A 24545-nucleotide genomic window follows, 5' to 3' on the forward strand; every position below is an offset into this window, starting at 1 on the left:
ACGACTCCAATGGCGAACCACCGCTGAAGCTTGGGACGAACACCTACGATCAATTCAACAGCAACGTGTTGCTTCGACCAGTTGAATCCACCTTGCGATCCGCGGTCGTTGTGGTAAATGAGCCCGGACAGGTCGATAATCTCTTCTCGGCGTCGGGTCCAGATTGCGTGCTCGAACGCGTCGAGCACCCATGGTGTCGTCATCGTCGTCGCGGTGCACCACCCGAGGATTCGGCGTGAATACGCGTCGATGACGAACGCAACGTACACCCAACCCGACCACGTCGAAACGTATGTAAAGTCAGCTACCCACAACATGTTTGGCGCGACCGGGTTGAACTTTCGCTGCACCAGATCGTCCGCACGGCGGCCTTGTGGATCGGCGATGGTGGTGCGCTTGATTTTCCCTCTTCGCGCCCCTTCGAGCCCGACTACACGCATCAATCACTGGACCGTGCACCGTGCCAGGTCGATACCCTCTCGACGCATTTCCAGCCACACCTTGCGGGCGCCGCGGACCGAGTAGTTCTCGGCATGCACACAGCTGATCTCGACCTCCAGTTCTTCGTCGCGCACGGCCCGGCGAGATGCGGCGCGGCCGCGGGCTTCGTAGTAGCTGGACGGCGCGATTGAACAGCCGTGCTCGGTGAGCACCCTGCAGATCGGCTCGACGCCGTACTCGCTTTTGTATCGGTTGATGTAGTCGATGATCACTTTGTTGCTGCGGCCCTGCTCCGCCGCGAAGAAAGCCGATGCCGACTTCAGAATATCGTTGGCACGCTTGAGTTCCCGATTCTCAGCGCGAATCTTGCGCATCTCCGCCACCATTTCGCTCGATCAACCAGCATCGACCAACCGGACACAAATTCGGGCGCACGTTGATCGTCTTATGTTGTCACCCAGAGGTGTTGGTGCGGTGATTGACGAGAATTTGACTTTTCGCAGCATTTTTCGTGAAACCTCACAGATGTGTTGCATCGAATGCGGTAGCCATGTCGAGGAAGTCACAGAGCGTTCGGGACGGGGGCCGATCCCCGCGGTACACCACGGATACGGTCGAGACCGCCTCTGGATCGGCGAGTTCGACATACCTCAGCTCAGACAATCCAAGTGCACGCAGGCTAGCCGGCACGATGGTGACTCCGGTATTGGCCGCCGCAAGTCCGAGCAGCGTGGTGAATTGCACCGCTTCCTGTGCGGCTTCGAGACGGAATCCGGCGTGGTGGCACAGTGCTGCGATGTGATCGTAAAGCCTCGAGACCTCACTCCGAGGAAACGTCAGGAAGGCCTCCTCGGAGAGTTCCGCTAAGTGAACCGATGATCTGTCTGCAAACCGATGCGACTCGTGCACGGCGAGAATCAGTCGCTCGCGCAGAAGCGGCCGCAGAATCAGGCCCGGGGCGCGGTCGACCTCTCGTACGAGACCCACATCGAGAACCCCCTCGGCCACCGCGCGCAGCTGCGGATCGGTGGTCGACTCAGTCAGGTCCACGTGCACTCCGGGATGCACCTGCCGCAGCACCCGCACTATCGCCGGCACGATCCGCAACGCTGCAGAGCTGACAAACCCGATGCGCAGCAGGCCAGCTTGGCCGTGCACCACCCGATCCACGGCCGCACGCGCAGTGTCCGCGTCATTGAGGACGCGTCGCCCCTCCGCCAACAGCGTGCGACCGGCTTCGGTGAGCTCGACCCGCCTGGTCGTTCGCTCGAACAGCGTTGCGTGCAGTTCTCGCTCGAACTTGGTGATCTGCTGGCTCAACGCCGGCTGCGCTATGTGCAGCCGTTCCGCTGCCCGTCTGAAGTTCAGCTCTTCGGCCACGGCCACGAAGTATCGCAATTGGCGGAGTTCCACTCGAGCAACCCGGACGAGTTGATTCGCAGCGTCCGCCGTCCGCTCGGCGTCGTCGCCGCCATCACCCCGTGGAACTTTCCACTCCAGATCCCCGCGTGGAAGCTGGCACCGGCATTGCTCTGCGGAAATGCTGTCGTGTGGAAGCCCGCCAGTGACACAGTCGCCGTCGCCGCGGCCTTCGCCGAAGTACTCGCCGACGCCGGCGTCCCGGCAGGCGTGGTGAACATGATCCTCGGCCCCGGCCACCTCGGCGCCGAACTCGTCGCACGCCCCGAGATCAGCGGCGTCACCTTCACCGGCTCGGTTCCCGTGGGCCGGTCCATTGCGGCCGCAGCCGTGCCGCGAGGCGCGAAGGTGCAGCTCGAGCTCGGCGGGCACAACGCCGCCATCGTCATGCCCGATGTCGATCCCGCAGCCACCGCAGCGATGTTGGTAGCCAGCGCAATGGGCACTACCGGACAGAAGTGCACCGCGACCCGGCGCATCATCGCGGTCGGGTCCGCCTACGACGACTTGTCAGCGGAGCTGATCACACGAGTGTGTGCACTGCAGGTCGGCGACGGCATGAACGACTCGATGAGTGTGGGAACGCTGGTCTCCGCTCGCGCGGCCAAAGAAGTATCGGCGGCGGTCGCTCAGGCCGAGGCCGAGGGCGCGCAGGTGCTCGCCCGTGCAGCGATCCCCGACAACTCCGCTGCGTACAGCGCTCCGACGCTGCTTGCCGGAACCACCGATCTGACCATCTGCTCGGAAGAGGTGTTCGGGCCCGTCACCACCTTGTTGCGGGCGGCAGACATCGACGAGGCGATCACCATTGCCAACAGCACCGCGTTCGGGCTGACCGCAGCAGTGTTCACCTGCGATGAGCGAGTGGTCCGACGATGCGTGAACGAACTCGAGGCCGGCCTGATCAAGGTCAATGCCCCCAACACCGGATCCGAGCTGCACGCCCCGTTCGGTGGTCTGAAGGATTCGTCCTTCCCTGCTCCGCGTGAGCAAAACGGCGCCACCAGCGCTGAGTTCTTCACCTGGAGCAAGACCGCATACGTGCGCACCGGAACCCCCCGGTCGAACTCATGAATATCCGCCCGACAGCGCTGCTCACCCGCGCTCAGGAAAGTGCCCGTGGCGCGGACGTCGCCCTCGACCCCGCCGAGCTCGGCACCTCGCGGTACACCCGGCACAGCTTCGCCAGAAGCTTCCTTCGCACGGCCGCCGAGCAGCGGTGGCAGGTTGGCGTCGAACGTTGGAATCTCGACGACAAGGGATGCGGCACTGCCGTGTTCCGCATCGCGGCGCAGGACCATACCTTCCATTTCGTACTGTTCTCGAAGACCTTGGCCGAATCGGAGCGAACGGATCGGGTGATCGCCAAGTCCTGGGATCTCACTGCCGCTCTCGTCGACGGTGAGATCGACGATCGGCACGTGCAGAAACTGAGCGAGCAGGTACCTCGCCAGGAGCAGGGACGAGCCGACGAACACACACTGATCTGGACACGTGCGAACAGAAGCAGCAGGTATTTCAACTACGTCGTGGACCGACTGGCGTCGGGTGCGCAGCCGGACATCGAGGCGATGGGCGACTCATCCTACGTGCTTCGATCGACCGCCTTCTACAGCAACGGCAAGTTCGGACTCGCCGATTTCGATCGATTCGACAACGACCACCCCTTGCATCTTCCATATCGGGCACACATGCTCGCAGCCTGGTTGCTTCGCGAATTCAGTTTCCGGCTCGTGGAGCATTGCGCTGCAGCACGCAACCCCCAGGCCGCCACTCTCTCGGGTGACTGGCGTCGATTCTTCGGTCTCGGCAACGCAACCGGTCTGGGCATGGTGCCGTACGTTGTCAACCACCCCCAGGTGCTCGACGCATGGTGCGCCGCACGTGAGCTTCCGCTGTCCTATTGCCTCGCGGTCAAGACCGAACCGTCCTGCCCCGGCGTGCGGCGGGTGGCTCAGCTCCTCGAACGGGCTCGCAGGCATTACGGCGAGCAGACTTCGATGGTGACCGAGCCATTCATCGCGGGCCCGCAACTCGCCGAGCAACTTGGCCGTATGTCCGAGCTGGTCGACGAATACGCCACGGCGGGAACCGTTCTCGGAACTTCGACCGATACCGCCTGGCGGGCACTACATGACGCTGCCGCTTCGATCGGCGCCGAGTGTCGCAGCGTAATGGACTCCATCATCGTCGAGGACCATCCCGAAATCGACGGCGACATCGAGAGGCTACTGCGTTGCGATCAGGTACAGAGCGTACATGCGGCGCAGACCTGCGGTCAGTTGCTCGAGTCGTTGCAGAACAACTACCACTGGGTGCGGCGCTACGATTTCAGCGACCCGGCACAGCAAGCCAACTTCTGGTTCTCCTCGGCAGATAACGAGGAGCCGCGACGCGGACGCCGTGGGACAGATCCCGGCGAGAACGTCGAGCACCCGATCGACATCGCCCGGGCGGTGGCCCGACTCTGGGACGATCTTGCCCTGAGCGACTCCGACACCACCGTCGCGGAGTTTCTCCTCGAATACCCCTGGAACCGCGGGGCTGTGGGCCGGGTGCAAGCACTGACAGGTCTCCCGTATTCCGAATGTCGTACCAACCTTTTGGCGGATGACTTCGTTCCACTCAATATCCAGCGTTTTCAACTGGCGCAGTACGGGATGGAGAACTACAGCCCGCAGTCCACCGATTGGCTGCGCGTCGTTCTCTACTCCGGTGCCCCACGCACCGAAGATGTCGCCCGCGGCATCGACGACGACTGGATCTTCAACTGCAAGCCCGGAAAGGACATCTGATGAGCACACTTGCGCATTCGGATCTGCTCGTCATCGACGGGCTGCAAATCAACAACTGGGACCGCAAGGTACTACAGGAATGCCACGAAGGCGGTGTCACCGCCATCAACGCGACCTGCGCGGTATGGGATGGTCCGGCCGAAACCCTTCGCGCGATTGCCGAATGGTATGAACTGGCCGCAGCGAACTCCGACATTGTCGTGCTCGCCGACAGTACCGAACACATTGCGCAGGCCAAGCGTGACAGACGGGTAGCAGTGATGCTGGGCTTCCAGAACACCTCCCCGTTCGGCGACGACTACCGCATGGTGGAGATCTTCCACAAGCTAGGTGTTCGAATTGCACAGCTAACGTACAACATTCAGAACCTGGTCGGCGGCTCCTGCTACGACGAACACGATTCCGGGCTCACCACATTCGGCAAAATAATCATCTCGGAGATGAATCGGGTCGGGATGCTCGTCGATCTCTCACACGTGGGAAACCGGACCTGCCTCGACGCCATCGACAATTCCGCGAGACCCGTAGCGATCACCCACTCGAACCCGACGTCCTTCGTGGACACGGCTCGAAACAAGCCCAACGAGATGATCGACGCTCTCGCCGCGCGCGACGGTGTCATTGGATGTTGCCTGTACCCCAACGTACTCGGCGGCGAACACACCACACGCGAAGAGTTCTGCACCATGGTTGCGCGGCTCGTCGACCGGATAGGCCCGGACCACGTCGCCATCGGAAGTGACTGCACGTGCAACTGGGACGAGAAGTTCGTCGGCTGGCTACGCAACGGACGATGGCGCCCGGCAGCGTCGAATCCGGTTCCACCGACATGGCCGGCGTGGCCACAGTGGTTCGCCGGCCCGGCCGACTTCCCCTCTCTGACAGAGGGACTACAAGAAACCGGACTGGACGACGGAACCATCGTGAAGATTCTCGGAACGAACTGGCTGCGCCTGTTCGAGGACTCAATGAAGCCCCGCACTGCGGAGGAGACACCATGAGCGAGATCGCGTTGGAACTGCCCACTGTCGCTGGCATCACTCCACTGCGTCCGATTCGGGTTACCTTGCGCGAGATACGCGAAGTTTCGTGGCGTGCCTTGTTGTCATCCGGGCTCAGTGCCGGTGAAGCAGCAACCGCCGCCGATCTCGTCACGGCCATGGAGCTCCACGAAGGTACCGGACTGCGGGCTCTCGACGAGCAGCTTCGTAGCGGAGCTCCGGGGCGTGTGTCGATCAACGTGACGCGTGACGCGGTCATCAGGCTCGACGATCCTGCAGAACGCAATTGCATACTTCTGGCACCGCTGGCGGTCGACCTGGCGCTGGCAACCGGTAAGCCGGTGATGACCGCATCGAACAAGCTCGACGCTGCCTACGAGTGGTATTGCGTCGACGCGTTCACTACGGATCAGCCTGCTGTAGCACTGCTCGAGGTCAGCGCCCATGCGGCGATCGGCAGCGCGTCCACCATCGGAGGTGCAACTCTGCAGAGGTCGATCGACATGGCCGCTCTGATCGCTGCCGATCCTTCACTGGCGCAGAGTATTTCAGCGGTGTCGGCGCTCGACGGCGGGGTGCTCGTGCACCCTCTCGCGCAGGCGCCCGGCGCTGCGTGCGTGCGTCGAGGTGAGCACCCTCGACGCACGCACGCAGCGTCGACGCGCGGCACTCTCACTCGGCATCTTCATAGAAGCACATGTATGGCGTCAGGCCCTCGATGCATCCCACAACTTCCTGGTGAAAGAGGACAACCATGCCTGAATCCACATCCCTCGAACCCATGTCACTGGAACCCGCCCTGCACGAGCATCCGTTGGGCCCCGGAAAGCCATACGCGGGCGCCGCGGTCCACGCGGGCACCATCTGGGCGTGCGGCCAGGTACCTACCACTCGCGAGGGCGAGACACCGCCGTCGCTCGGTGATCAGGTGCGCCTGGCACTCGACAACCTCGAGCTGACTCTCCGCAACGCAGGCGGTGGCTTGAATACGCTGCTCAAAATCACCGTGTTCATTGCCGATCTCGACGATTTCGACGAGTACAACACCGCGTACCTGTCGCGGTTGAGCAAGGTTCGGCTTCCGCCGCGTACCACCGTGCAGGTAGCGAGGTTTCGAGGCTCCAAACTCATCGAAATCGACGCCGTAGCAGCCGTATCCGCCATCGCTGATTGATACGCACCACGCAATGAACATTCGACGATAGATACTTCTGCTCAGCGGGTGTCGTTTCGTAGCGTGATCAGCACCACCCCCTGCGACTCTCCCCCGCCAGATAATTCGGATGGATCCTCGACATGACAATTCGCACACCACGCACTACTGCGCCAACGACTAACACTCTCGACTCGGCACACTTGAACGGTTTCCACGTCAAACTCGCCCTGTTCTCCTCCGGAGGACCATTCCTCGACGGCTACATCCTGAGCATCATCGGCATCGCCATGGTTCAGATTCAGTCGCAGTGGGATATGAGCGCGCTGTGGGCCGGTCTCATCGGGTCATCAGCCCTGGTCGGTGTATTCATCGGCGGAGCAGTGTTCGGCGCGGTCACCGATCACATCGGCCGGAAGCTGATGTACATGATCGACCTCTCGGTGATCATCGTCTGCTCTGTTGCGCAATTCTTCGTTCAAGACGAAATGCAACTGTTCATACTTCGGCTCATCATCGGTATCGCGGTAGGCGCCGACTACCCCATCGCGACCGCGCTGGTCACCGAATTCTCTCCAAAGGCATGGCGCGCCAAACTGGTCGGAGGTTTGAACGCGATGTGGTTCGTCGGCGCCACCGCGGCTGCATTCGTCGGCTACGCCCTGCTGAGCAATTCTGACGGCTGGCGTTGGATGCTCTTCTCCTCGGCAATCCCGGCCATCATCATCGTGATCGCCCGCACCAGCATCCCCGAATCTCCGCGGTGGTTGCTGAGCAAGGGCCGCACCGACGAAGCGTTGGCGGTTCTGCGCCAAACCGTAGGCCCGACAGCAACATTCGAAGACATGCCAGAAGAGGAAGAGGCCGGAAAAACCACTATCCGCAAGCTCATCCGCGGCGGCTACCTCAACCGCATCATCTTCATCTCGATCTTCTGGACCTGCACCATCGTCACCCTGTTCGCCATCTACGCATTCGGCCCCCAAATTCTCGAACTCTTCAACCTCGGCTCGGGCAATGCCGCTCACATCGGCTACGGGCTGATCAACGTGTTCTTCCTGATCGGCAACATCGTTGCCCTTCTACTCGTCGACCGCATGGGACGTCGTCCGGTGTTGATCGGCGGCTTCGCACTCTCCGCATTGGGCCAACGGCCACCAATACCGCTTCCGGTCTTTCCACTGCTGGGCTGCGCTGGAGGCGTCGTGAATGGTCGCGTCCTCGGATTTCATCGAGGTCGATCGAATGTGAAGAGGTACAACAAGATGTTTGCCTTCTGCTCATTAGCTTGACTTACGGTCGGTTACATCCGATTTCGCGGCGAAAAAGTTACACGCTCGGCGACATGACGTGACGTGACCCGCACATCTGAGTTCGCCCTCTCGTGCATCTACGCTTCGACATCGCATTCCCGCGTGTTCATCGCGCCTCAGCATTCGTTCTCTGTGGTCGTCGTGTGAGGTTGAGATGTCGGCGCCGCAACACATCAACCTACTGCGCCACTACTGTCCAGTAGTCGATGCCGACCCACGATCAGCACTCGGCCATAACTGCCCATCGGGCGTCGAACCCTCATCGCCCGACGCCCGATGCACTCGTTCTCCAATCTCACTACCCCGTTCTGATACGCGTAGGGATAGAGCCCGTCGGGTTTCGAGAGAGCGAAACCCGACGGGCAGTGTGTGCACCGCGGCCCGGCAGAGGTCAGGTACAACACAGGTGACCCACCGGTAACGAAGTTTGGGGGTTCGGCTACCGGTGGATCGCTCAGTTCCTACCCGGCATCACCTCGAGGCAAACATGTCCTTCGCACAGGTTCGCTGAATCGCGACCGGAAGGCTGACGATACTTATCGGCGCGAAGGTATCTGGCATGCTCGTCGCCTGTTTCCAGATCGTCGTCACCCATCGACGCGAACCCGCCACATGGACCGCTGATACCGGTCTCGATCTTCCCGGATTGAGAGCTGCCGACAACAAGCGGCATGTTGTGTTCGCCGCCGAGCCCAATATCGTATCCGCCCGTCTTCGCTCGCACGACCGATACCTTTGCGGCACTGAACGATCAGGGATTGTCCGACTTCGGTCCTCATCTTGCACGACGTGACGACACGCGAACCCGGCCCGTCCATCAGTAGTCGAGCGGATCGCCGAGTACGTCGCAGCGCCGCTGTCGCACTTCTACAGCCCCGCTGTTCCTTGCAGCGATGACGTGTACGCGGATCGAAACCACGATCACAATGGATCTAAGAAAAGAACGACAGCCTTCGCCGCCACTTTCTTGACGCTCACGGATTGACGACGCCGGGGCTTGGATTCCACACAGTTAAGCAGGCAACGAGGGCTCGTCAGGCCGTCGGGCTTTTCCCGCAACTAGAATCCCGTTTGTCCGCTCAACGCTCGGATGATCTCGGCGGCCACGGTGGTGACACGAATGTTCTGACGCTGCGATTGAGCTGCCAACATCTCGAATGCTTGGTCCTCGGTGATCGCGTGCACGACCATCAGCATTCCTTTCGCCTGTTCGATGTGCCCGCGCGATTTCATCGCTGCCCGCAGACCGGCGATCTCCACTCTCCATTCTTCTCCCCGCCTGGACTTCCACACCGCGCCCTCCACTGCTGCGATGAATACCTGCAGTAACACCCCGTCGATCTCAGCGAAGCCATGGTCGACGAAGCTGTACAGGCTCAGTACCCCGACCTGAACTTCATCGATGGATAGTGGGACGGAGAGATAACTGGAGACACCCATGCTTTCCGCGCAACGCGCGAAGTCAGGCCATTTACTGGCTACGTCCCCGCTGTTGACCCGCATTCGCTGACCAGTGCGCGCGGATTCCACGCCGGGCCCCTCATCCACTCGGTGTTGATCGAGTTCGATCTCGAGAACGCGAGCGTCCGTGCACGCTACCGTCTGTGGCGTCGTGCCTCGCTCGGGGATGAGCGCAACCCCTGCCATATCGACGGTGGGGATTGTTGCGACCATCTGCTCACAGAATGTCTGAATCTGCCCCTCGGGTGCATTCGTGTTCCGCACCAGTGCACTGAATCTGTCCAGCGCCTCGAAGATGTCGTCGGTGACCGGCTGCGCAGAAGATGTGGTGCTGGAGGTGTGAGGTTTGTGCGCCTCAGGTGAATCGTCCACTTTCGGTCCCATCCCGCACAGAACTGCGGGTGAGCATCCTGCGCGTACTCGTCGTCGCGCGGCGCTTTTTTCACCGAGATGCCTATTCTACTCCAGACGTGAACAGATGCGGGGGCGGGGCCGGCACCGACGCGCACATCGGAACCGATCTGAACCGCTTGCGAGACATCCATCGAAAATCGGCCCGCCCCCGGAATTTCCGTCGTCCAGGAGGCGGCCATTCGGGCCCGCCGCACTCGATGATTCGAACGGGCACACATACCGCCGAGCTCTAGCGCGGTACGCGTTCATGGTGGCCCACCGACGGTGTTGTGAGCATCCGGTCGGTGGGCCGTGCGTGCCAGCGACGACGAAGAGGTTGGCACGCAGTATCTGTAAGTCCGGAGCCGGATTCGTCGGGAACGCTGATCAAGCGTGCACTCTCGTGAAGCCTATCGCCCCAACACAAACGGCGCCCGTATGTGGACGAATGACGGTTCTCGGACTTTGTGCCCCGCCCACTGATTATCGAAACACAACTCCGGCATGTACCGACACCACCGAACGATCGTCGTATCCAACAGTGGTCTGCGTCGGTCCACCGGCCCACGGACAACCGGGGGTCTACACCGCCAACGAAACTTTCGAGGAAACCTGACTAAGGTGGTCGAGCCACTGTGCATGGCACCAGTCTTCAGTCTCCGGTAGCGCCGGGCCACCATACTGATCGAGGACCTGATCCGGGCGTCGAGTCAACATAGGGTCGGTCACACGCTCAGCGATCTCGGAATCTTCCCAGCCACACGAACAGTGCGCCCGCCAGCCAATTGTCTCGCTGTCTGCAACAAAAGTACCGTCCGCCAGACCCAGCCCACGGACACTGAATGACACGGCAGCACGGTTTCCTGTCACAATCGTGACAGGCGATCCTTCATGCGCATAATCGCTACTCTCCCAGCACATTCGATCCTCTCTCTGTCGCGGAACATCCGAACTGTCACGATACGAAACAGTCAACTTCTACTCAGAAATACTCGCAAGCCGACCGGCCAAAGTGTCACGGACGAGCCCGCGGTATCCCTGAACGCGCCGCTGCGGTGTGATCGAAAGATAGGGCAGACGCCGTTCTGAGGTAGTGAAGGTGCACCGCCAACAACGCTGATTTCATTCTCGATCGCACCACTTCTACCGGGATGTCGTCTGCCTGAGCGATCTGCCGAAATGTCATGGCACGGTAGTAACTCCGGTAGAGATCGCGCCTTTCCCGATGTTCTGCTGTCGGCCAGAACGGTTGCAACGTTACATCGCTGTCACCGGTGCGAGATTCCTGACCGTCAGCGGAGCCTCCTGCAACCGAAAGGACGTTTTCGCGCGTGTGACTTCTCATTTCTGTCACTGCCAGCCGATGAGCAAGCAGAAGTACCCATGCCGTCGGCGAAAGACATTCGACTCGATATCGACTGGCAGTCCCCCAGACCTCGGCATAAGTCCGGCGTGTGACCTCTTCACTGCGGCGCTGATCGTCGATCATATGAATAATCAGCCCGTACACCCGATCACAGGTGCGATCGTAGAATTCGGCGAACGAATCTCGGTTACCCGATGCCACCGCAATCAGCACCCGGACCAGGTAGCTGTCAGTCTCTGCTGCCACCATCGAGTTCACCGCACTCTAGGATCCGGTGGACTCATACGATAGTCCGAGGGCAACCTCCGCGCGGACTCCGTCCAGCGCACCGGGCAACGGCTGAGACCACCGCGGCCGGCGTGCGCGGCCGAAGTATCGACCAGCGAATCGCTTGTCCAGCAACTATTGTCGATCACGAGTTCGAGCTCGGGTAGCGGCGGAGGATGGCATGTGCTGCCTGCGTAACCGCGGAGCGTTCATACGTTTGTACGAAATCGAAGGTCCGCTCGTAGTCGGGGCCGTTGTCGTGGAGGTCGCGCGCGGACAGCAAGGCAGCGTGATGCGGACCTAATGCCACCACGGTCCACTCGTTGACCAGATCGTCTTCGGGATCGAGGGGAGCATGCTGCACGTTGCCGTCGAGCATCACGGACATGCCAACTCCGTAGACGCCCGCAAAACCCACCGCCTCAGCAAGGTGACGCCACCGAGATGAAGTGGCTGCAGTGAAGTGCTCAGCTTGCTGGAAGGTCCCCAGGACAACCATCGACGAACTCGCATCACGTGCTTGGATCTCGAGGGCTTTGCTGAGCTGAATCAACAACCGCTTCGTGCCGCGACGAACCTGTCCACTAGCGGAGACGATCGAGTACGGAGTGCCTTCGTCCGGAATCGTTGTTGTCCACACCGGTTCACCGGGCATCTCCACCACCGGTTCGGACAACAACGAACTCGCATCGTCGACGGCCGGGTACAGGTCACCGGTACCGTATGTGGCGCCAATGGTAATTGCCGCCAAGCGAGCGGATTCCGTGTCGACGCCCTCCGCGAGGATGACGGCATGTGTCCGCTCGACGTAGGCGCTGAGTGCATGCACGACCGCCCCCACCTCGAAAGTTGCTTGCTCGACAAGCATTTCACGAGCAGTGATGATGATATCGGGCTCGATGAGCGGCAGCAGCGTTGCCGAGTGCCTGTCGAGGCCGACGCCGTCGAGAGCGATCAGGTGGCGGTTCGCGCGGGCAGAGTGTATCCGCGGCAGGTAGCGGTGGGGATCGGCAAGGACGGTCGCACTATCGACGGTGACGACGATCCGCTGCAAACTGGTTGCCTCCCCGCCTTCGTCTGCGGCCTCGAGAGCTAGACGTGACCCGGAATCAATCGCTACCACGAGAGGGAGAATGTCGGCGACGTTTCCGGCGAGGGTCGTACGCGACATCGACACTTTGTGATGATCGAATTCTGATTGTTGCTGCATCAATTGTGCGGCATGGCGCAGTGCAGAAGCAGCATGCAATGGAGAACTCTCGGGTCCGCATAGTTGCAGTTCAACACCCGCGAGGGCGTGGTCGTCAAGGCGGCGAATCGGAGCGAACCGCATACTTACCTCCAGGCCGATTGCCTCGGAGAACAACGCCTTTGGAAAGCTCGATGCCTCTGTGTTGGTGGTGAGGTCATGTGCCATGAAGTGGCTCCCTCATGAGAGTTGGGGGCCACGTGGCGTTTGGTGACCGAACGCGTCAATGGCGGCGCCGGCTGCTCGACACTGAAACCCTACCCCAGGCAATCCCCGACGGCACGACGTCACACGGATCCGACGAGCGCCAAGCGGCGTAGTGAACGTCACCCGGCGGGGCGTTTACCTCACGAAGATGTCTCGCGACCGTTCAGTGCAACACGTCATCATGAAGCCGCCCATTGCGCCGAGCCGGCGCTAGAAAGCTCACGATCAGGTGCGATGCGAGGAGGGTCAGGTGCCAACTCGGTCAACGATAGTCGGCGCACCGTCCACGATCAGTTCGGGTGCCCCATGAACGCCGAAGATCATCGACGCCGCGGCAGTCGGTGTGAAAGCCGAATTCTGTTGTCGGAGCGCGCTGCCGCATCGAGGACCGCGTTCTCAATCCCCGACGGCATAAGGGTGACTCCGGAGAGTTTGATGTAGACATCGGTGCCCAGCCGAACTAGCCGGCCGAGCGTGCCTCCGATGCCTTGCCCATGTCTAACCTAACTCCCCGTCAGACGCAGCACCGCGCATTGAGTCCGTACAACTCAATATCAATTCTGTAGCGATGACTCTGTAGCGATGACCGGAGGGACCCTCCCCGATTAATCGATAACACTTGCAGGTGAAATTCGTTCACCAAGAAAGGTCATCAAAACCTAACGTCTGGAGAAAGCCATGATTTTCGTCTGCTGGCGTCGGCGAACACGAACAGCAGCACCCAAAAACCCGATTGCTCACCGCTCTCCCACGAACTGTGACACCTCGACATTTCGCCACCCCATACCCTTCAACGAAAGTCTCCGATATGGATCTTGCTTCGTTCCGCTCAGGAGTCGGGTTGCACCGCCGTACTCCGGACGTGTTTCGACGGCTCTTCCCCGGCGACGCAGGGAGACAGCTGTAACCAGCACTGCTGGTTGGGGAGTTCGAGTGCGGTCCATCCGCTCCTAGACCATCGATACCTGCCGATGAACTTTGCATGTTGGGGTGTCTTCACGGCCATTGCGGACTTCATGTGAGTACGTGCACATACGAACCAACGCCAAGTGGGTACACAGCGCGGCGCTGGTGAACGGCATTGGTGTCGCGGCGTTCGACATGCCCATGGAACTCTCGGCCGGCGCCCACATCCGCAGGTGGATGAGAGGGGCAGTGCGTGGTCGAATTGCACGCTGGGCACGAACTGTTCGAAAGACGCACTGTCTCGATCATTCGTACTCCGCACCCTCCGGGGTCTGCTCCAAGAAGGTCAGTCGTTCCAGGATGCCCGGATCCGTCATGTCGTGGCCCTCTTCCATGAGTTCCTGGAAAAGTGCGACCGACCGGTTGTAACTGTTCGTCCATGTTTCGGTACTGGACCAATATGCGCCGGCTTTGAGGTCGGTCAGGCTGACATGGCGATCGAGTATCACGGCTCTAAACTGTTGCGCGTATTCAGTTTCGGTGGCGACCCACCCTTGCCACCTGCCGGATGGCAACGACAGTAGTTTCACCTCGTTGAGCAAGGACTCGTGATCGGTGAGCCACCGCACATCCCAGTGAATCTGCGTACGGAGCAGGCCACGATCACCGTCCTGCGGTAGAGCCAACAAAGCTGTGACGGAGTCTGATTGATCGAGGCTGTCGAAAATGGTTGCCACAGCCGGAGCGGCGCTGGCGTCGCCCACGAACAGATAGCCGTCCACGTCGTCGGAGCGGTAGAACTCTGGACGCCGACCGGTGAACGAGACGCGCCGACCGGTATCCAGGCTCGACAGCCAACGTGCGCCGAGACCGATACCGTGGTCGTAAATGTCGAGTACCACCGTCAACTCGTCCGCGTCGAAGCCGCGAATCGTGTACACACGGTGCTCTCCCGGGATGAGATGAAGTTTGAGTGCATCTGCCGGCCGCGGATCGTGGTACTTCTCGAAGTCTTCGCTCCTCAACGTGACACGCACATAGCTGGCTCCCACGCGTGAGATGTCCGCAACCTCAGCTTCACCCTCGAAGGGCACCTCCGTCGGACTGGCAAGCAGTTGGTGCAACGCCTGGCGGATCGATGTCATTTACTCGCCTCGGTCGAGAGCTACGACAATTGGGGTCAACCGATCCAGAAGGTATTCGGAGGTCGCGGGGTTCGGAAAGAGCAGAGTGCTCGACAGTTCCTGATCGATCACCTCGAGGTTTCCTCGGGTCGTCAAAGCCAGACTCGCCACCGTGGGGAGCCCTCGAAATTCTTCTTCGGATCCTTCCCCGTATGTGCTGATCAACGCTACGTCGGCACTGTCGAGGACTCCGAAGTTCTCGGGCGAGAACTTCACGAACGCGGAGCTCGGGTCAGCGGTTGCTGCCGTGGCCACCTCGTCCGCGACCTTCAGCCCCAGGCGGGACAGGAATTCGACCGACGGATTGGTTGGTTGCCCGAGCAGATACAAAACGCCGCCCGCGTATTGGCCGTACGCGTAGGTTTTTCCGTTCAGGGCCTGGTGAGTGGTTCGGAATTGCCCGATTGCTTCGTTCGACCGGGCGGTCAGTTCTCTGGCTCGATCGCCTTTTCCGAGGGCGATGCCGATCAACTCCGTCAGCTCTTCGCCGGAATCTTGCAGCAATGCAGTCTTGTAGGAGACAACTGGTGCGATGCGACTGAGCACGTCATACGATTTGTCGTACTCAGCTTGCGCAGTCGTGGCGAGGATGACGTCGGGATTCAGTGCAGCGATCGCCTCGATGTCCGGTTTCGTCGAGTCCAAGGCGAGCACGGAGTCCGGAAGCGTTGTCCCTGTCCAGTTGCCGTCCGCAGAAGACGGATTACGCACTGCTCCAACGATGTCGGCACCTAACGCCGACGCGATCTGTGTATCTGCCGAGCCTAAGGTCACCACTCGCGTGGGAGCGGAATCGATGGTGACTGTTCCGTGCGCATGGATCACACTCACGGGAAATGTTGAGGAGGAATCGATTTCGCTCGGTTGGGTGGAAGCTTCGCCTCCACTTCCACAGCCCGCCACGACCGCTGCCGTGGCAACGGCAGCGAAGAGAACCCACAGCCGACGAGCCCGGGTGGGCGGCCGCGTCGGTGACACTTTGATCCCGTTTTCAATTACATCCATGGTCATTCGCTGAGGGTACCCTATTAATGAGGAATGCTCATAAACTATGGTACGGCTACGACGAGCACAAATGCTTCGACGAACAACGCCGGCTGTGGCCAGTGACAAGCATGGCGTGTATCTTGCATAGACTGGTTTCGTGGGTTCACCGCCGAGCAGACCTGGGAAACGCCCCGTGGGGCGTCCCCGCAGACTCGACATCGACACTCTTCTCGCTACTGCTCGCCACTTGGGGCTCGAGACTTTCACGATGTCCCAGGTCTCGGATCATCTCCAGGTCAGCGAAGGCACGATCTACAACTATGTACGGAGCAGGGAAGAGCTTCGAGGACGTGCTGCAGCGCAGGCAATGGAAAGTATCGACACCGCCCAGACAGCTCTCGACGACTGGGTCGATTACCTGATCGCAGTCAATGGTCAGCTACGCGAGATCGCCCAAGCCCATCCCGGAGTCAGTGTCTACTACCTGCACGGCCCGTACCGACCTCAGACCCTCGTTTATTTCAATCAGGTCATTTCCGGACTCGTCAGCAGGATGCCGGGCGCCGATGCCGACCTCGGTTTCGTGTTGGCCTCTCATGCCTCCAATACCACTCTGTCCTTTCTGTCTCTTGCTGACGAGCACGTGTTCCGTCGTGTGCTGACTGCGACGCTTCCGGCTCTGCACCATGCCTTGCACGGATCCGCTCCCACCGGGGTGAGCTGGGACAGTGTTGTGGAATCCGTTTCGCTCTCGATGGAAACCGAAGATTGCCGGGAATAGTCGGGTGTGAGGACCCGTGATAGCGCCGCACACGTCTCTAATTCGCCCTCAACTGAGTTCGCCTCTGTTCCTGGATGGAACCCCCGCCCGCGCCGTGCTGAGAGGCGCCGCGGCGATGGCGAGCAGCGCGTAGGTGTAGCTTCCAGTCTCGGTCTCGACGGCACCGGTGACATACGGGCCCACGAAACCGCTGAGGTTGCTCACCGAATTGATCAGTCCGATGCCAGTGGCCGCAGCGGCGCCGGTCAACGATAGAGCTGGAATGCGCCAGAACTGCGGCATGGCGGTGTAAATGCCAGAGATGCTGACACATACAGCGATGATGAACAGCACACCGTTCTGGGTGAACGTCGCGCAAACCAACCCGACGGCACCGAACGCCATGGGGATGGTGGTGGAGAAAACCGCCGACCGCCGCAATGCAATCCGCGACCACAGCACCATGACCACGATCGCCGCCACCGACGGTAAGGCCGCGAGAAGGACACTCGAGACGTTCGCCGCCGATCCGATAGTGGAAGAAAGGTTTTCGGTCATGGTCGGCAAGAAGAACGCCAACGGGTAGAGACCGAACACGATTGCGAAAAAGGCGACCGCGAGCGCCCATGTACGGCCGTTGGTCAACGCCTCACGCATACCGGTCATGGCGCCGTGGTCGACCTGAGAGCGCCTCGGCATCCAAAACCTCCTCCAGATAAGACTTTTCCTCCGAGGTCAACCATTCAGGAGCTCGGTGTCTCACAATTTTTCCTCTTGCCAATGCAAGCCGATTGCACACGAAGTGACCGAACCAGGTCAGAGCTTCGCGGCCGTCCCAGTTGAACCGCGCGCGCCCGATTTACCAACGCTGAGGACACGCGGTTTCGGGGCAGTCCGCTCCGGGCCGCACGCCGAACGGAGCGCGCCGATCGCGACGCGCGCCCAAGTGCCCACCGACGCTGAGCGTGACCGCAGCTCGGTGGGCGGCGCGCACGAACTGTCGGGGACGAACGCGCAGTCCTGGCGATCCACCGGGGAACAGGTGGGGGTTCATCCCGGCGGACCCGAATCACTATTGCCCCGTGCGTTTACTTTGCAAACATAGGTGGTCCGCTCAGTCGCTCGTCAGTAACGACCGAGCGGACCTTGCGCGCGCCTGTGGAATCGGTGGCACGCGATCACGCGCCCCCTCGGGTTCACGTGGTGACGTTTGCCCGAAGGTCCGATCCGATGCTGCCCGCGACTTCAGGGTGCTAAACATCAACGCCGCGCGGCTGTGGCCGATTAGTTGTTGCAGGGGGTATGGGGCAGCAATCAACCGATTACGATCGCAGGTTCATAGGCGCAGAGCACCACACGTTACTCATCTCCGTTGCCGAGAACGACCCAGTTGTTTCCGATTCGTGCCGCGAACACGATCATTACTCGGAAATGATGCAGCGCAGTGGCGACGACGCGAACACCGCCTACACAGCGGCAGGGATCAAGGTGAGGCTTTCGAACGCACCCGAGCTGACTTCAGGGTGGGAAGCACGATCAATCACCGACGACGGAGTTTCGAGGAAAACTCCACGGCTCGCTGATCCCCACACGTGTGCCCGTTGCGTGCCTGAAATTCGCTTCGGGAAGAAGCGAGGCCCGTTGAAGTACAGACATAGCACCACAACCGCGCCGGTATCTAGTGTTGCGGACGGCAACACTACGTCGCCACCGCAGTACCACCTATTATCCCAGCGAATTGTCCACTCGCACAACGTGATACGATATTGAACGCTCGGATCCGTGCTCTCCGGCCGCGTTCAGGCTGCAGCGACTGGATAAAGCGAAGGGCTCGCGATTCGCATGTTTTCGGCATTGCCGAAAGATCACAGCTTCGCGGCTCTCTCGCCGCAGTTCTCAGGCGAGCTCGTACGCTAGCTCATGCTGCGACCGTGCCCGGTTTGAGTGCAAAGGAGGGGGAGGTTCGGAGTTTTTCGAGTGTTTGGGCGAGGAGTCTTGAGACGTGCATCTGGGATAGGCCGATCTTCTCCGCGATCTCCGCCTGGGTCAGCTCCCCGAAGAACCGGTAAATCAGGATGGTGCGTTCACGTTCGGGCAGAGCGAGGAGCGCCGGCCGGAGCGTTTCGTGGTTGTCGATGCCGTCGAGTGCAGAGTCGAACTCCCCCAACGTATCTGCGATCGATCGCCCGTCGCCGATAGTGGCTGCATCGAGAGAAGCCGCGTGATAGGAATCGCCGGCGGCGACAATCTCCGGCGGGTTCGACTCCGAGCTCTTTCGCCAGCTCCGGCACCGCCGGCTCACGCCCGAGATCGTGCGTCAGTGCGGAGCGCGCTTTGGTGAGAGCAAGATAGTTTTCCTGCAACGAGCGCGGAACACGCACGTCCCAGCCACGATCCCGGAAGTGCTTGCGCACCTCCCCCATCATCGTCGGGACCGCAAAAGCGAGGAAGTCTTTGCCCTTGGCAAGATCAAACCGGTTCACCGCACTGACCAGACCAACGCTGGCGGCTTGAACGAGGTCCTCGTGCGCCTGTCCGCGGCCGCGGTACCGCAAGGCGATATGGCGGGCCAGCGGCAAACACGTCTCGATGATCTGCCTGCGCAGACGCTCGCAGCGTGCGTCGTCTCCCGGCAGAGACGCCAACTCTTCGAACATGACCGCAACCTGTGCATACTCTGCATCATTCATGTGCCTGCTCACAGGACTACCAACTTCTGTCGGTTGGTCGATGCTCGTACGCCTCGCACTGCGTGCACCATCGTCTCCTTCACGTTCATGTTCAGGCGTTGATCGCCTGCAGGACTACGCGGAATGCGGCGGCTGAGGCTAGGGCGAATACCACTCCGGTCAGCGGTCCTACAACGACGGAACCTACTCCGCCCAGGATCCCGGCGATCACGATCAGTAGGACGAGATCGATCGTCACCTGCCGCCACCACCTCCGCGGGGCCTCAGCCGTGATGGTCGGCGACCGCCGCTGCACACGGACGCCTGTGGGGGTCATGGCAGTAGTCATTCGCGCTCCCGAAGTCCAAGTCCTGACACACGCTGCTGTTCGATCCGATGCCGTAAATCTATATCAGCTAATGCAGATAAGCGACAATTCAAACGGCAGAGAATGTGGTATCCAGGCCTCCGCGAGCGAGCTACACCCAATCCACCTGCGCACTGAGGCATATTTTCGCCCTTTCCCAGGTAGCGACACCCAAGCCGTGACGACTAGAGATCACCACAAAATCTAACGTCATGGCTATCATATTTGTGACACCACAGCGCGAAGACATGGTGACAAGCCGTGTTAAAGTCGAGTGATATCCGGTTGGGCTGAAGGAGAAGTGCTGTGGCAGTGGACGAAGCAGCGCGCGCCCACCGCGGGGTGTACGGAATCTCTGTGATGTCGGAACTGTCCGGCGTCGGCCCGCAAACCTTGAGACTCTACGAACGTCGCGGACTGCTCGCCCCATCTCGTACCGGCGGAGGAACCCGCCGCTACAGCGAAGCAGACCTCGCCAGACTGCGACGAATCAGCGCGCTGATCAGCGACGGCATCAACCTGACCGGGATCGGTGTCATCCTCGACCTGGAAACCCAGAACGCGATCCTGGCCGAACGAATCGCGCAGCTAACTCAAATACCTGCAGAGGGGCCCTCTTCTGAAAGCGTCCCGGCCGGTGATCGCTCGTCGGTGCGATGAATCGCGCCGAAATCCGCATCCGCAGTGATCACATGCCCCTCTAATTCGAGTCGGTCGATCGCCGCATCGAAAGCATCAATGAGCCACGGCTTCTGAACCTGCGCGAGCAGCGTTTCCCTACCGCCGTCACCGGTCTGCACGATCCGCACCATCCACGTTCCGCTCGCGTCGGGTTCGTCCCACAAACCTCGCGGAGAATTGGTGGCCAGGACATAGCGGCCGTACTCGAGATCCACCCGAATGGCGTAGTGCTCGTCCACATTCACCACAGCAGCGGGCCGTTGCGACGCCGCAGCCATAGCGACCAGCGCATCGTCGTACATATCCGAGAACTTCTTCGTCAGAGGCATTGCCGTCCCTACTCATTCGAGGCCGCCATGCAGCACGCACAGCGGAAAGAGAGTCCGTTGCCACTGCCTATGACGAAGAACTGACATCCACCCTAACCCCACGGGGCGCAAATCACGGGAAAGCATTCCACTCCGCGATCACCTACTGTCAGGCCGGAAGCCAGTAGAGGACCGCACTCTGTCGAACTGCAGACCGATCTCGTAGCGTAGCTCCTCATCGCTGACGCCGGGGTCCCCGAAGACGATCGCATGCACCGGAGTCCCGCCGATGACAACCTTGTCCACGACACCGACAACCGAACCGTCGCCGCGACAAGCGATCTCCCGCCCTGCCTGGATCACCTGCTCGATCACCGACTCCCGGTCAAACCCTGCACCGCCGCGATAGCGGTGGACGCCGGTTTCCTCGTCCCTCACCGATATGAACCAGTCCACCTGCATCTTCCCTACATTCCTCCCCTGCACCCCTCAGCTACTTCTACCGCGTGGTGAGCGTATTCACCACTTCGTCAGCACGCATGTCACTCGAATGCTGCGCTGCTGAGACTGGGTGACCAACACCACGAACGCCGATCCGCCCTGATACCGTGCCACGAGCATTACCTTGGCCTGCTCGATCCGCGCGGGACGTCATCGCATTCTGCAACCCTACGACCCCGGCGCGCCACTGCTCCGCACGGCACGCATTCCAGATCGGGGTACCGAGTCCATATCTTCAGTCAATTCCCGTAATCGGGAACGTTCGCGAACACGAACCATCCTGATGTATTTTCGCCGACAAAACCCCTTCACATCTATCCAGGGCGCCGATTCCAACGAAACATTCCCTCGGTGCCCGTGGAGCGACGACGCTGCCCGCTCTGTGACACACCGAGCCCTTGCAGATGCGGGGTGCGGTCGAACGGCATCTTCAAGTGTTCGGAAAGACTCGACGCCGTCCAAAGTCACATGGCTGGTTCGGACCGCGGGAACAAGCGCGAGAGAACATCGGAGAGGGTGATGATGCCGACCGTTGTTCGTTCGTCTGTGACTACGGCGAGGTGATTTCGGCTCTCTCTCATCGAGGCGAGTGCGAGGTGGACGGGGGTATCGGACGCAAGGGTGAACGCCGGTCGCATGATGTCCTCGGCGCGGGTGTGGTCGGGTTGGAGCAGGGTGTCGCGAACGTGCACGATCCCGAGCGGAACACCGTTGTCGCGAACGAGGATTCGTAGGTGCCCTGATTGTTTCGATACCGATCGAACGTGGTTCATGGTCGCGGATGTGGTGACGGAGGTCGGAGCTTTGTTGCTCGGAAGCAGATCGCGGACGGTCAGGGTCTGCATGTCGAGGGCGCCGGAGAGTTGCGCGGAGTACCCGGCGTCGAGGGCTCCGACGTTGGTGGAGTGCTCGACCAGGTGCCGCAAGGCGTCGGGGTCCTGTCCACTGCCGACGTGATCGACCGGTTGCACACCGACTTTGACCAGAAGCCAGTTGGCCATCGAGTTCAGCGATTGCAATAGAGGTCGGGTGAGCCACATGAATCCGCGCATCGGGATGGCGAGCAGTGTGGCTGATTTCTCGGGGTGGGCGATCGCCCAGGATTTCGGTGCCATTTCGCCGACGACCAGATGCAGGAAAGTCACGATGATCAGCGCGAGAACGAACCCGGAGACGTCGGCGATCCACAGCGGCATACCCCAATTCGAGAAGGCAGGCGTGAGCCAGTGGTGGACGGCGGGTTTGGTGATCGCGCCGAGTGCGAGGGTGCAGACGGTGATGCCGAGTTGGGAGCCGGCGAGGAGCACGGTTAGTTCGGAAGCACTGCGCAGTGCAGCTCGGGCGGAGCGGCTGTTGGGGGCGGCGTCTTCGAGGCGGTGCCGTTTGGCGGAAATGAGGGCGAATTCGACGGCGACGAAGAAGGCGCTCGATGCGATGAGGCCGACGGTGATCGCAATGACGATCCAGGGATTGCTCATCGGTTCTCCTCCGCGGCTTCTGTCTCGGCTACCTCGGTGAGGTCGAGTTGTAGTCGTAGTGATGCCGGGACGTGCCGCTCGACGGACAGGACATCGATGACCAGTGAATGTCGGGGTTGTTCGCCGTCGGAAATCAGGTCGGCGGGATCAGGTGGCAATTCGACGCGGATTCGGGTTCCTTCGGGCGGAAGTTCGCCATGATGAGCGATGGTGAAGCCGGCGATCGTCTCGTAGTCACCGCTCGGGAGGTCGTGTCCGATGGTGCGTTCGATCTCGTCGAGGTGCACGCCACCGTCGACGGTCCACGATCCGTCCTCGCTGGGTAGTTCGAGTGGCAGATCGGGGTCGTGTTCGTCGGTGATTTCGCCGACGAGTTCTTCGGCGATGTCCTCGAGGGTGATAATTCCGGCGAATCCACCGTATTCGTCGATGACGCAGGCAAGTTGGTTCTTGCTGTCGGTGAGTTCGGCCAGGGCCTTCGGCAGAGGAAGTGTCGTCGGGAGGATCAGGGCGGAGCGGGTGAGTGCGCGCACAGTCAGATCAGTGGTCGGCGTCAGGCCGAGAACATCCTGAAGGTGGATGACGCCGACGATGTCCTCGGAATCTGCCCCCACGACGGGATATCTGGAGTGCCCTCGCCCCATGAGAGTCATGACGTGGTCGAGGGAGTCGTCAGCGCGGACGGTGTCGACATGGGTGCGCGGGATCATCGCGTGCTCCACCGGACGAGTGGGGAAATCGAGAATGCGATCGAGCATCGTCGACAACTCGGGCGGCAGAGTCCCAGTTTCGCGGGACTCGGCGACGATGTGCTCGAGGTCGCGGGCGGAGGCGGAGTGTTCGACGTCGTGCACCGGCTCGATCTTCAGGGCGCGAAGCAGCAGGTTCGACGCTTGGTCGAAGATCCAGATCAGCCAGCCGAACAGTTTGAGATAGAGGGTGGTCGAGCGAGCTAGCCACCGGGCCACCAGTTCGGGACGGGCGATGGCCAGGTTCTTCGGAAAGAGCTCACCGAGGAGCATCTGGACCAGAGTGGAGAACAGCAAAGCGAAGACAGCACCGATCGCGAGCCCGACGGCGGTGGGAATGCCGATGCCACCGAAGATCGTTCCCAGCGATTCACCGATGAGAGGTTCGGCGATGTAACCGACGAGCAGACCGGTGACCGTGATACCCAGCTGGGCGCCGGAGAGCATGAACGAGGTGCGTCGCGTCACCGCCAGAGCCCGCTGCGCCCCCGAATCGCCGGCCTGGGCGAGTGAATTGAGCCGGGATCGGTCCACGGCCATGTAGGCGAACTCTTGGGCAACGAAGTAGCCGGTCACTGCGGTGATCAGCAGAACGACCAGCACGCCGAGCAGCAGTGTCAGGGCGATCATCATGAGCCGGACACCTCGCCATCACATGCGTTCACGTAGTGGGGTGTGTCCGGCCTGGGTCTGTGGCTGTCCATGGGTCTCTCTGTCGATGCGAAAGAAGCTTTGTTCTTTACTCTACGTTTACCCTGCCGGAAAAGTTCCCACCGCTGAACGGTTTCCTCCGAGAAGCGACATCGGTAGCCGCGTCCGCGGGACCACGAGAGAACACACTGCCGTCATAGTTCATCTCCGTTCATCTCCGATCCGGTGGCCCGACCGTC

At 60.8% G+C, this 24545-nt stretch carries 21 protein-coding genes and 2 pseudogenes; 8 read left to right on the top strand and 15 right to left on the bottom strand.

What is annotated here, in order from left to right; genetic code table 11:
* Positions 1-101: 101 nt before the first annotated feature.
* The 3 genes and pseudogenes from P3G66_RS31985 to P3G66_RS29125 form a co-directional block, all read right to left on the bottom strand.
* Positions 102-440 (bottom strand): annotated as a pseudogene (locus tag P3G66_RS31985) (DDE-type integrase/transposase/recombinase); the annotation flags it as partial.
* A 3-nt stretch (positions 441-443) separates the two neighbouring features.
* Complete coding sequence (locus P3G66_RS29120; protein WP_276117493.1) at positions 444-815, bottom strand: IS3 family transposase; 372 nt, start codon at positions 813-815, stop codon at positions 444-446.
* A 145-nt stretch (positions 816-960) separates the two neighbouring features.
* A complete protein-coding gene (locus tag P3G66_RS29125) occupies positions 961-1854 on the bottom strand; it encodes a LysR family transcriptional regulator (protein ID WP_276117494.1) in 894 nt (297 codons plus the stop codon).
* Between P3G66_RS29125 and P3G66_RS29130 the strand changes: the two genes are divergently transcribed.
* The 6 genes from P3G66_RS29130 (at position 1840) to P3G66_RS29155 (ending at position 8101) form a co-directional block, all read left to right on the top strand.
* Positions 1840-2934, top strand: a complete 1095-nt coding sequence (locus P3G66_RS29130; RefSeq protein WP_276117495.1) for an aldehyde dehydrogenase family protein — start codon at positions 1840-1842, stop codon at positions 2932-2934. The two genes, P3G66_RS29125 and P3G66_RS29130, sit on opposite strands and share 15 nt — an antisense overlap.
* Positions 2931-4655: a hypothetical protein gene (locus tag P3G66_RS29135; protein ID WP_276117496.1), complete on the top strand. Its 1725-nt coding sequence runs from the start codon at positions 2931-2933 to the stop codon at positions 4653-4655. The genes P3G66_RS29130 and P3G66_RS29135 overlap by 4 nt, the downstream gene beginning before the upstream one ends.
* Positions 4655-5656: a membrane dipeptidase gene (locus tag P3G66_RS29140; protein ID WP_276117497.1), complete on the top strand. Its 1002-nt coding sequence runs from the start codon at positions 4655-4657 to the stop codon at positions 5654-5656. Before P3G66_RS29135 ends, P3G66_RS29140 begins: the two co-directional genes overlap by 1 nt.
* Positions 5653-6615, top strand: a complete 963-nt coding sequence (locus P3G66_RS29145; protein ID WP_276117532.1) for a hypothetical protein — start codon at positions 5653-5655, stop codon at positions 6613-6615. Before P3G66_RS29140 ends, P3G66_RS29145 begins: the two co-directional genes overlap by 4 nt.
* A complete protein-coding gene (locus P3G66_RS29150) occupies positions 6519-6830 on the top strand; it encodes a RidA family protein (protein ID WP_276117529.1) in 312 nt (103 codons plus the stop codon). The genes P3G66_RS29145 and P3G66_RS29150 overlap by 97 nt, the downstream gene beginning before the upstream one ends.
* A 122-nt stretch (positions 6831-6952) precedes the next feature.
* Positions 6953-8101, top strand: a complete 1149-nt coding sequence (locus P3G66_RS29155) for an MFS transporter (RefSeq protein WP_276117498.1) — start codon at positions 6953-6955, stop codon at positions 8099-8101.
* Positions 8102-9181: 1080 nt separating this feature from the next.
* On the opposite strand, the gene P3G66_RS29160 is transcribed toward P3G66_RS29155, so the two are convergent.
* The 5 genes from P3G66_RS29160 to P3G66_RS29180 form a co-directional block, all read right to left on the bottom strand.
* Complete coding sequence (locus P3G66_RS29160; protein WP_276117499.1) at positions 9182-9955, bottom strand: GAF and ANTAR domain-containing protein; 774 nt, start codon at positions 9953-9955, stop codon at positions 9182-9184.
* 1036 nt (positions 9956-10991) lie between these two features.
* Positions 10992-11555: a sigma factor-like helix-turn-helix DNA-binding protein gene (locus P3G66_RS29165; protein WP_276117501.1), complete on the bottom strand. Its 564-nt coding sequence runs from the start codon at positions 11553-11555 to the stop codon at positions 10992-10994.
* Positions 11556-11754: 199 nt separating this feature from the next.
* Positions 11755-12780, bottom strand: a complete 1026-nt coding sequence (locus tag P3G66_RS29170) for a DICT sensory domain-containing protein (protein WP_346349169.1) — start codon at positions 12778-12780, stop codon at positions 11755-11757.
* A 1496-nt stretch (positions 12781-14276) separates the two neighbouring features.
* Positions 14277-15116: a siderophore-interacting protein gene (locus tag P3G66_RS29175; protein WP_276117503.1), complete on the bottom strand. Its 840-nt coding sequence runs from the start codon at positions 15114-15116 to the stop codon at positions 14277-14279.
* Positions 15117-15986, bottom strand: coding sequence for an ABC transporter substrate-binding protein (locus tag P3G66_RS29180; RefSeq protein WP_276117504.1), 870 nt, complete (start codon positions 15984-15986; stop codon positions 15117-15119).
* Positions 15987-16299: 313 nt separating this feature from the next.
* On the opposite strand from P3G66_RS29180, the gene P3G66_RS29185 reads away from it, so the two are divergent.
* Positions 16300-16923 (top strand): TetR/AcrR family transcriptional regulator, encoded by a 624-nt coding sequence (locus P3G66_RS29185; RefSeq protein WP_276117505.1) that lies wholly within the window; start codon positions 16300-16302, stop codon positions 16921-16923.
* Between the two features lie 48 nt (positions 16924-16971).
* Here the strand turns inward: P3G66_RS29185 and P3G66_RS29190 are convergent, their stop codons facing one another.
* The 3 genes and pseudogenes from P3G66_RS29190 to P3G66_RS29200 all read right to left on the bottom strand — a co-directional run bounded on the left by P3G66_RS29190 (position 16972) and on the right by P3G66_RS29200 (position 19920).
* Entirely contained in the window at positions 16972-17601 is a 630-nt protein-coding gene (locus P3G66_RS29190) for an MFS transporter (protein WP_276117506.1), read from the bottom strand.
* A gap of 1219 nt (positions 17602-18820) precedes the next feature.
* Positions 18821-19592, bottom strand: a pseudogene (locus P3G66_RS29195) (SigB/SigF/SigG family RNA polymerase sigma factor).
* Positions 19593-19683: 91 nt separating this feature from the next.
* Complete coding sequence (locus tag P3G66_RS29200; protein WP_276117507.1) at positions 19684-19920, bottom strand: hypothetical protein; 237 nt, start codon at positions 19918-19920, stop codon at positions 19684-19686.
* A gap of 324 nt (positions 19921-20244) precedes the next feature.
* Here P3G66_RS29200 and P3G66_RS29205 point away from each other — a divergent pair, with 324 nt between their 5' ends.
* Complete coding sequence (locus P3G66_RS29205; protein WP_276117508.1) at positions 20245-20598, top strand: helix-turn-helix transcriptional regulator; 354 nt, start codon at positions 20245-20247, stop codon at positions 20596-20598.
* Here P3G66_RS29205 and P3G66_RS29210 read toward each other — a convergent pair.
* The 4 genes from P3G66_RS29210 to P3G66_RS29225 form a co-directional block, all read right to left on the bottom strand.
* Positions 20532-20948: a hypothetical protein gene (locus P3G66_RS29210; RefSeq protein WP_276117509.1), complete on the bottom strand. Its 417-nt coding sequence runs from the start codon at positions 20946-20948 to the stop codon at positions 20532-20534. The genes P3G66_RS29205 and P3G66_RS29210 overlap by 67 nt on opposite strands.
* Before the next feature lie 138 nt (positions 20949-21086).
* A complete protein-coding gene (locus P3G66_RS29215) occupies positions 21087-21389 on the bottom strand; it encodes a hypothetical protein (protein WP_276117510.1) in 303 nt (100 codons plus the stop codon).
* Between the two features lie 503 nt (positions 21390-21892).
* Complete coding sequence (locus tag P3G66_RS29220) at positions 21893-22906, bottom strand: hemolysin family protein (RefSeq protein WP_276117511.1); 1014 nt, start codon at positions 22904-22906, stop codon at positions 21893-21895.
* Positions 22903-24288, bottom strand: a complete 1386-nt coding sequence (locus tag P3G66_RS29225; RefSeq protein WP_276117512.1) for a hemolysin family protein — start codon at positions 24286-24288, stop codon at positions 22903-22905. The genes P3G66_RS29220 and P3G66_RS29225 overlap by 4 nt, the downstream gene beginning before the upstream one ends.
* Positions 24289-24545: the final 257 nt, after the last annotated feature.

The sequence above is a fragment of the Rhodococcus sp. C3V genome (genome assembly GCF_029269915.1).
In the GTDB taxonomy this organism is placed as follows: domain Bacteria; phylum Actinomycetota; class Actinomycetes; order Mycobacteriales; family Mycobacteriaceae; genus Rhodococcus_F; species Rhodococcus_F qingshengii.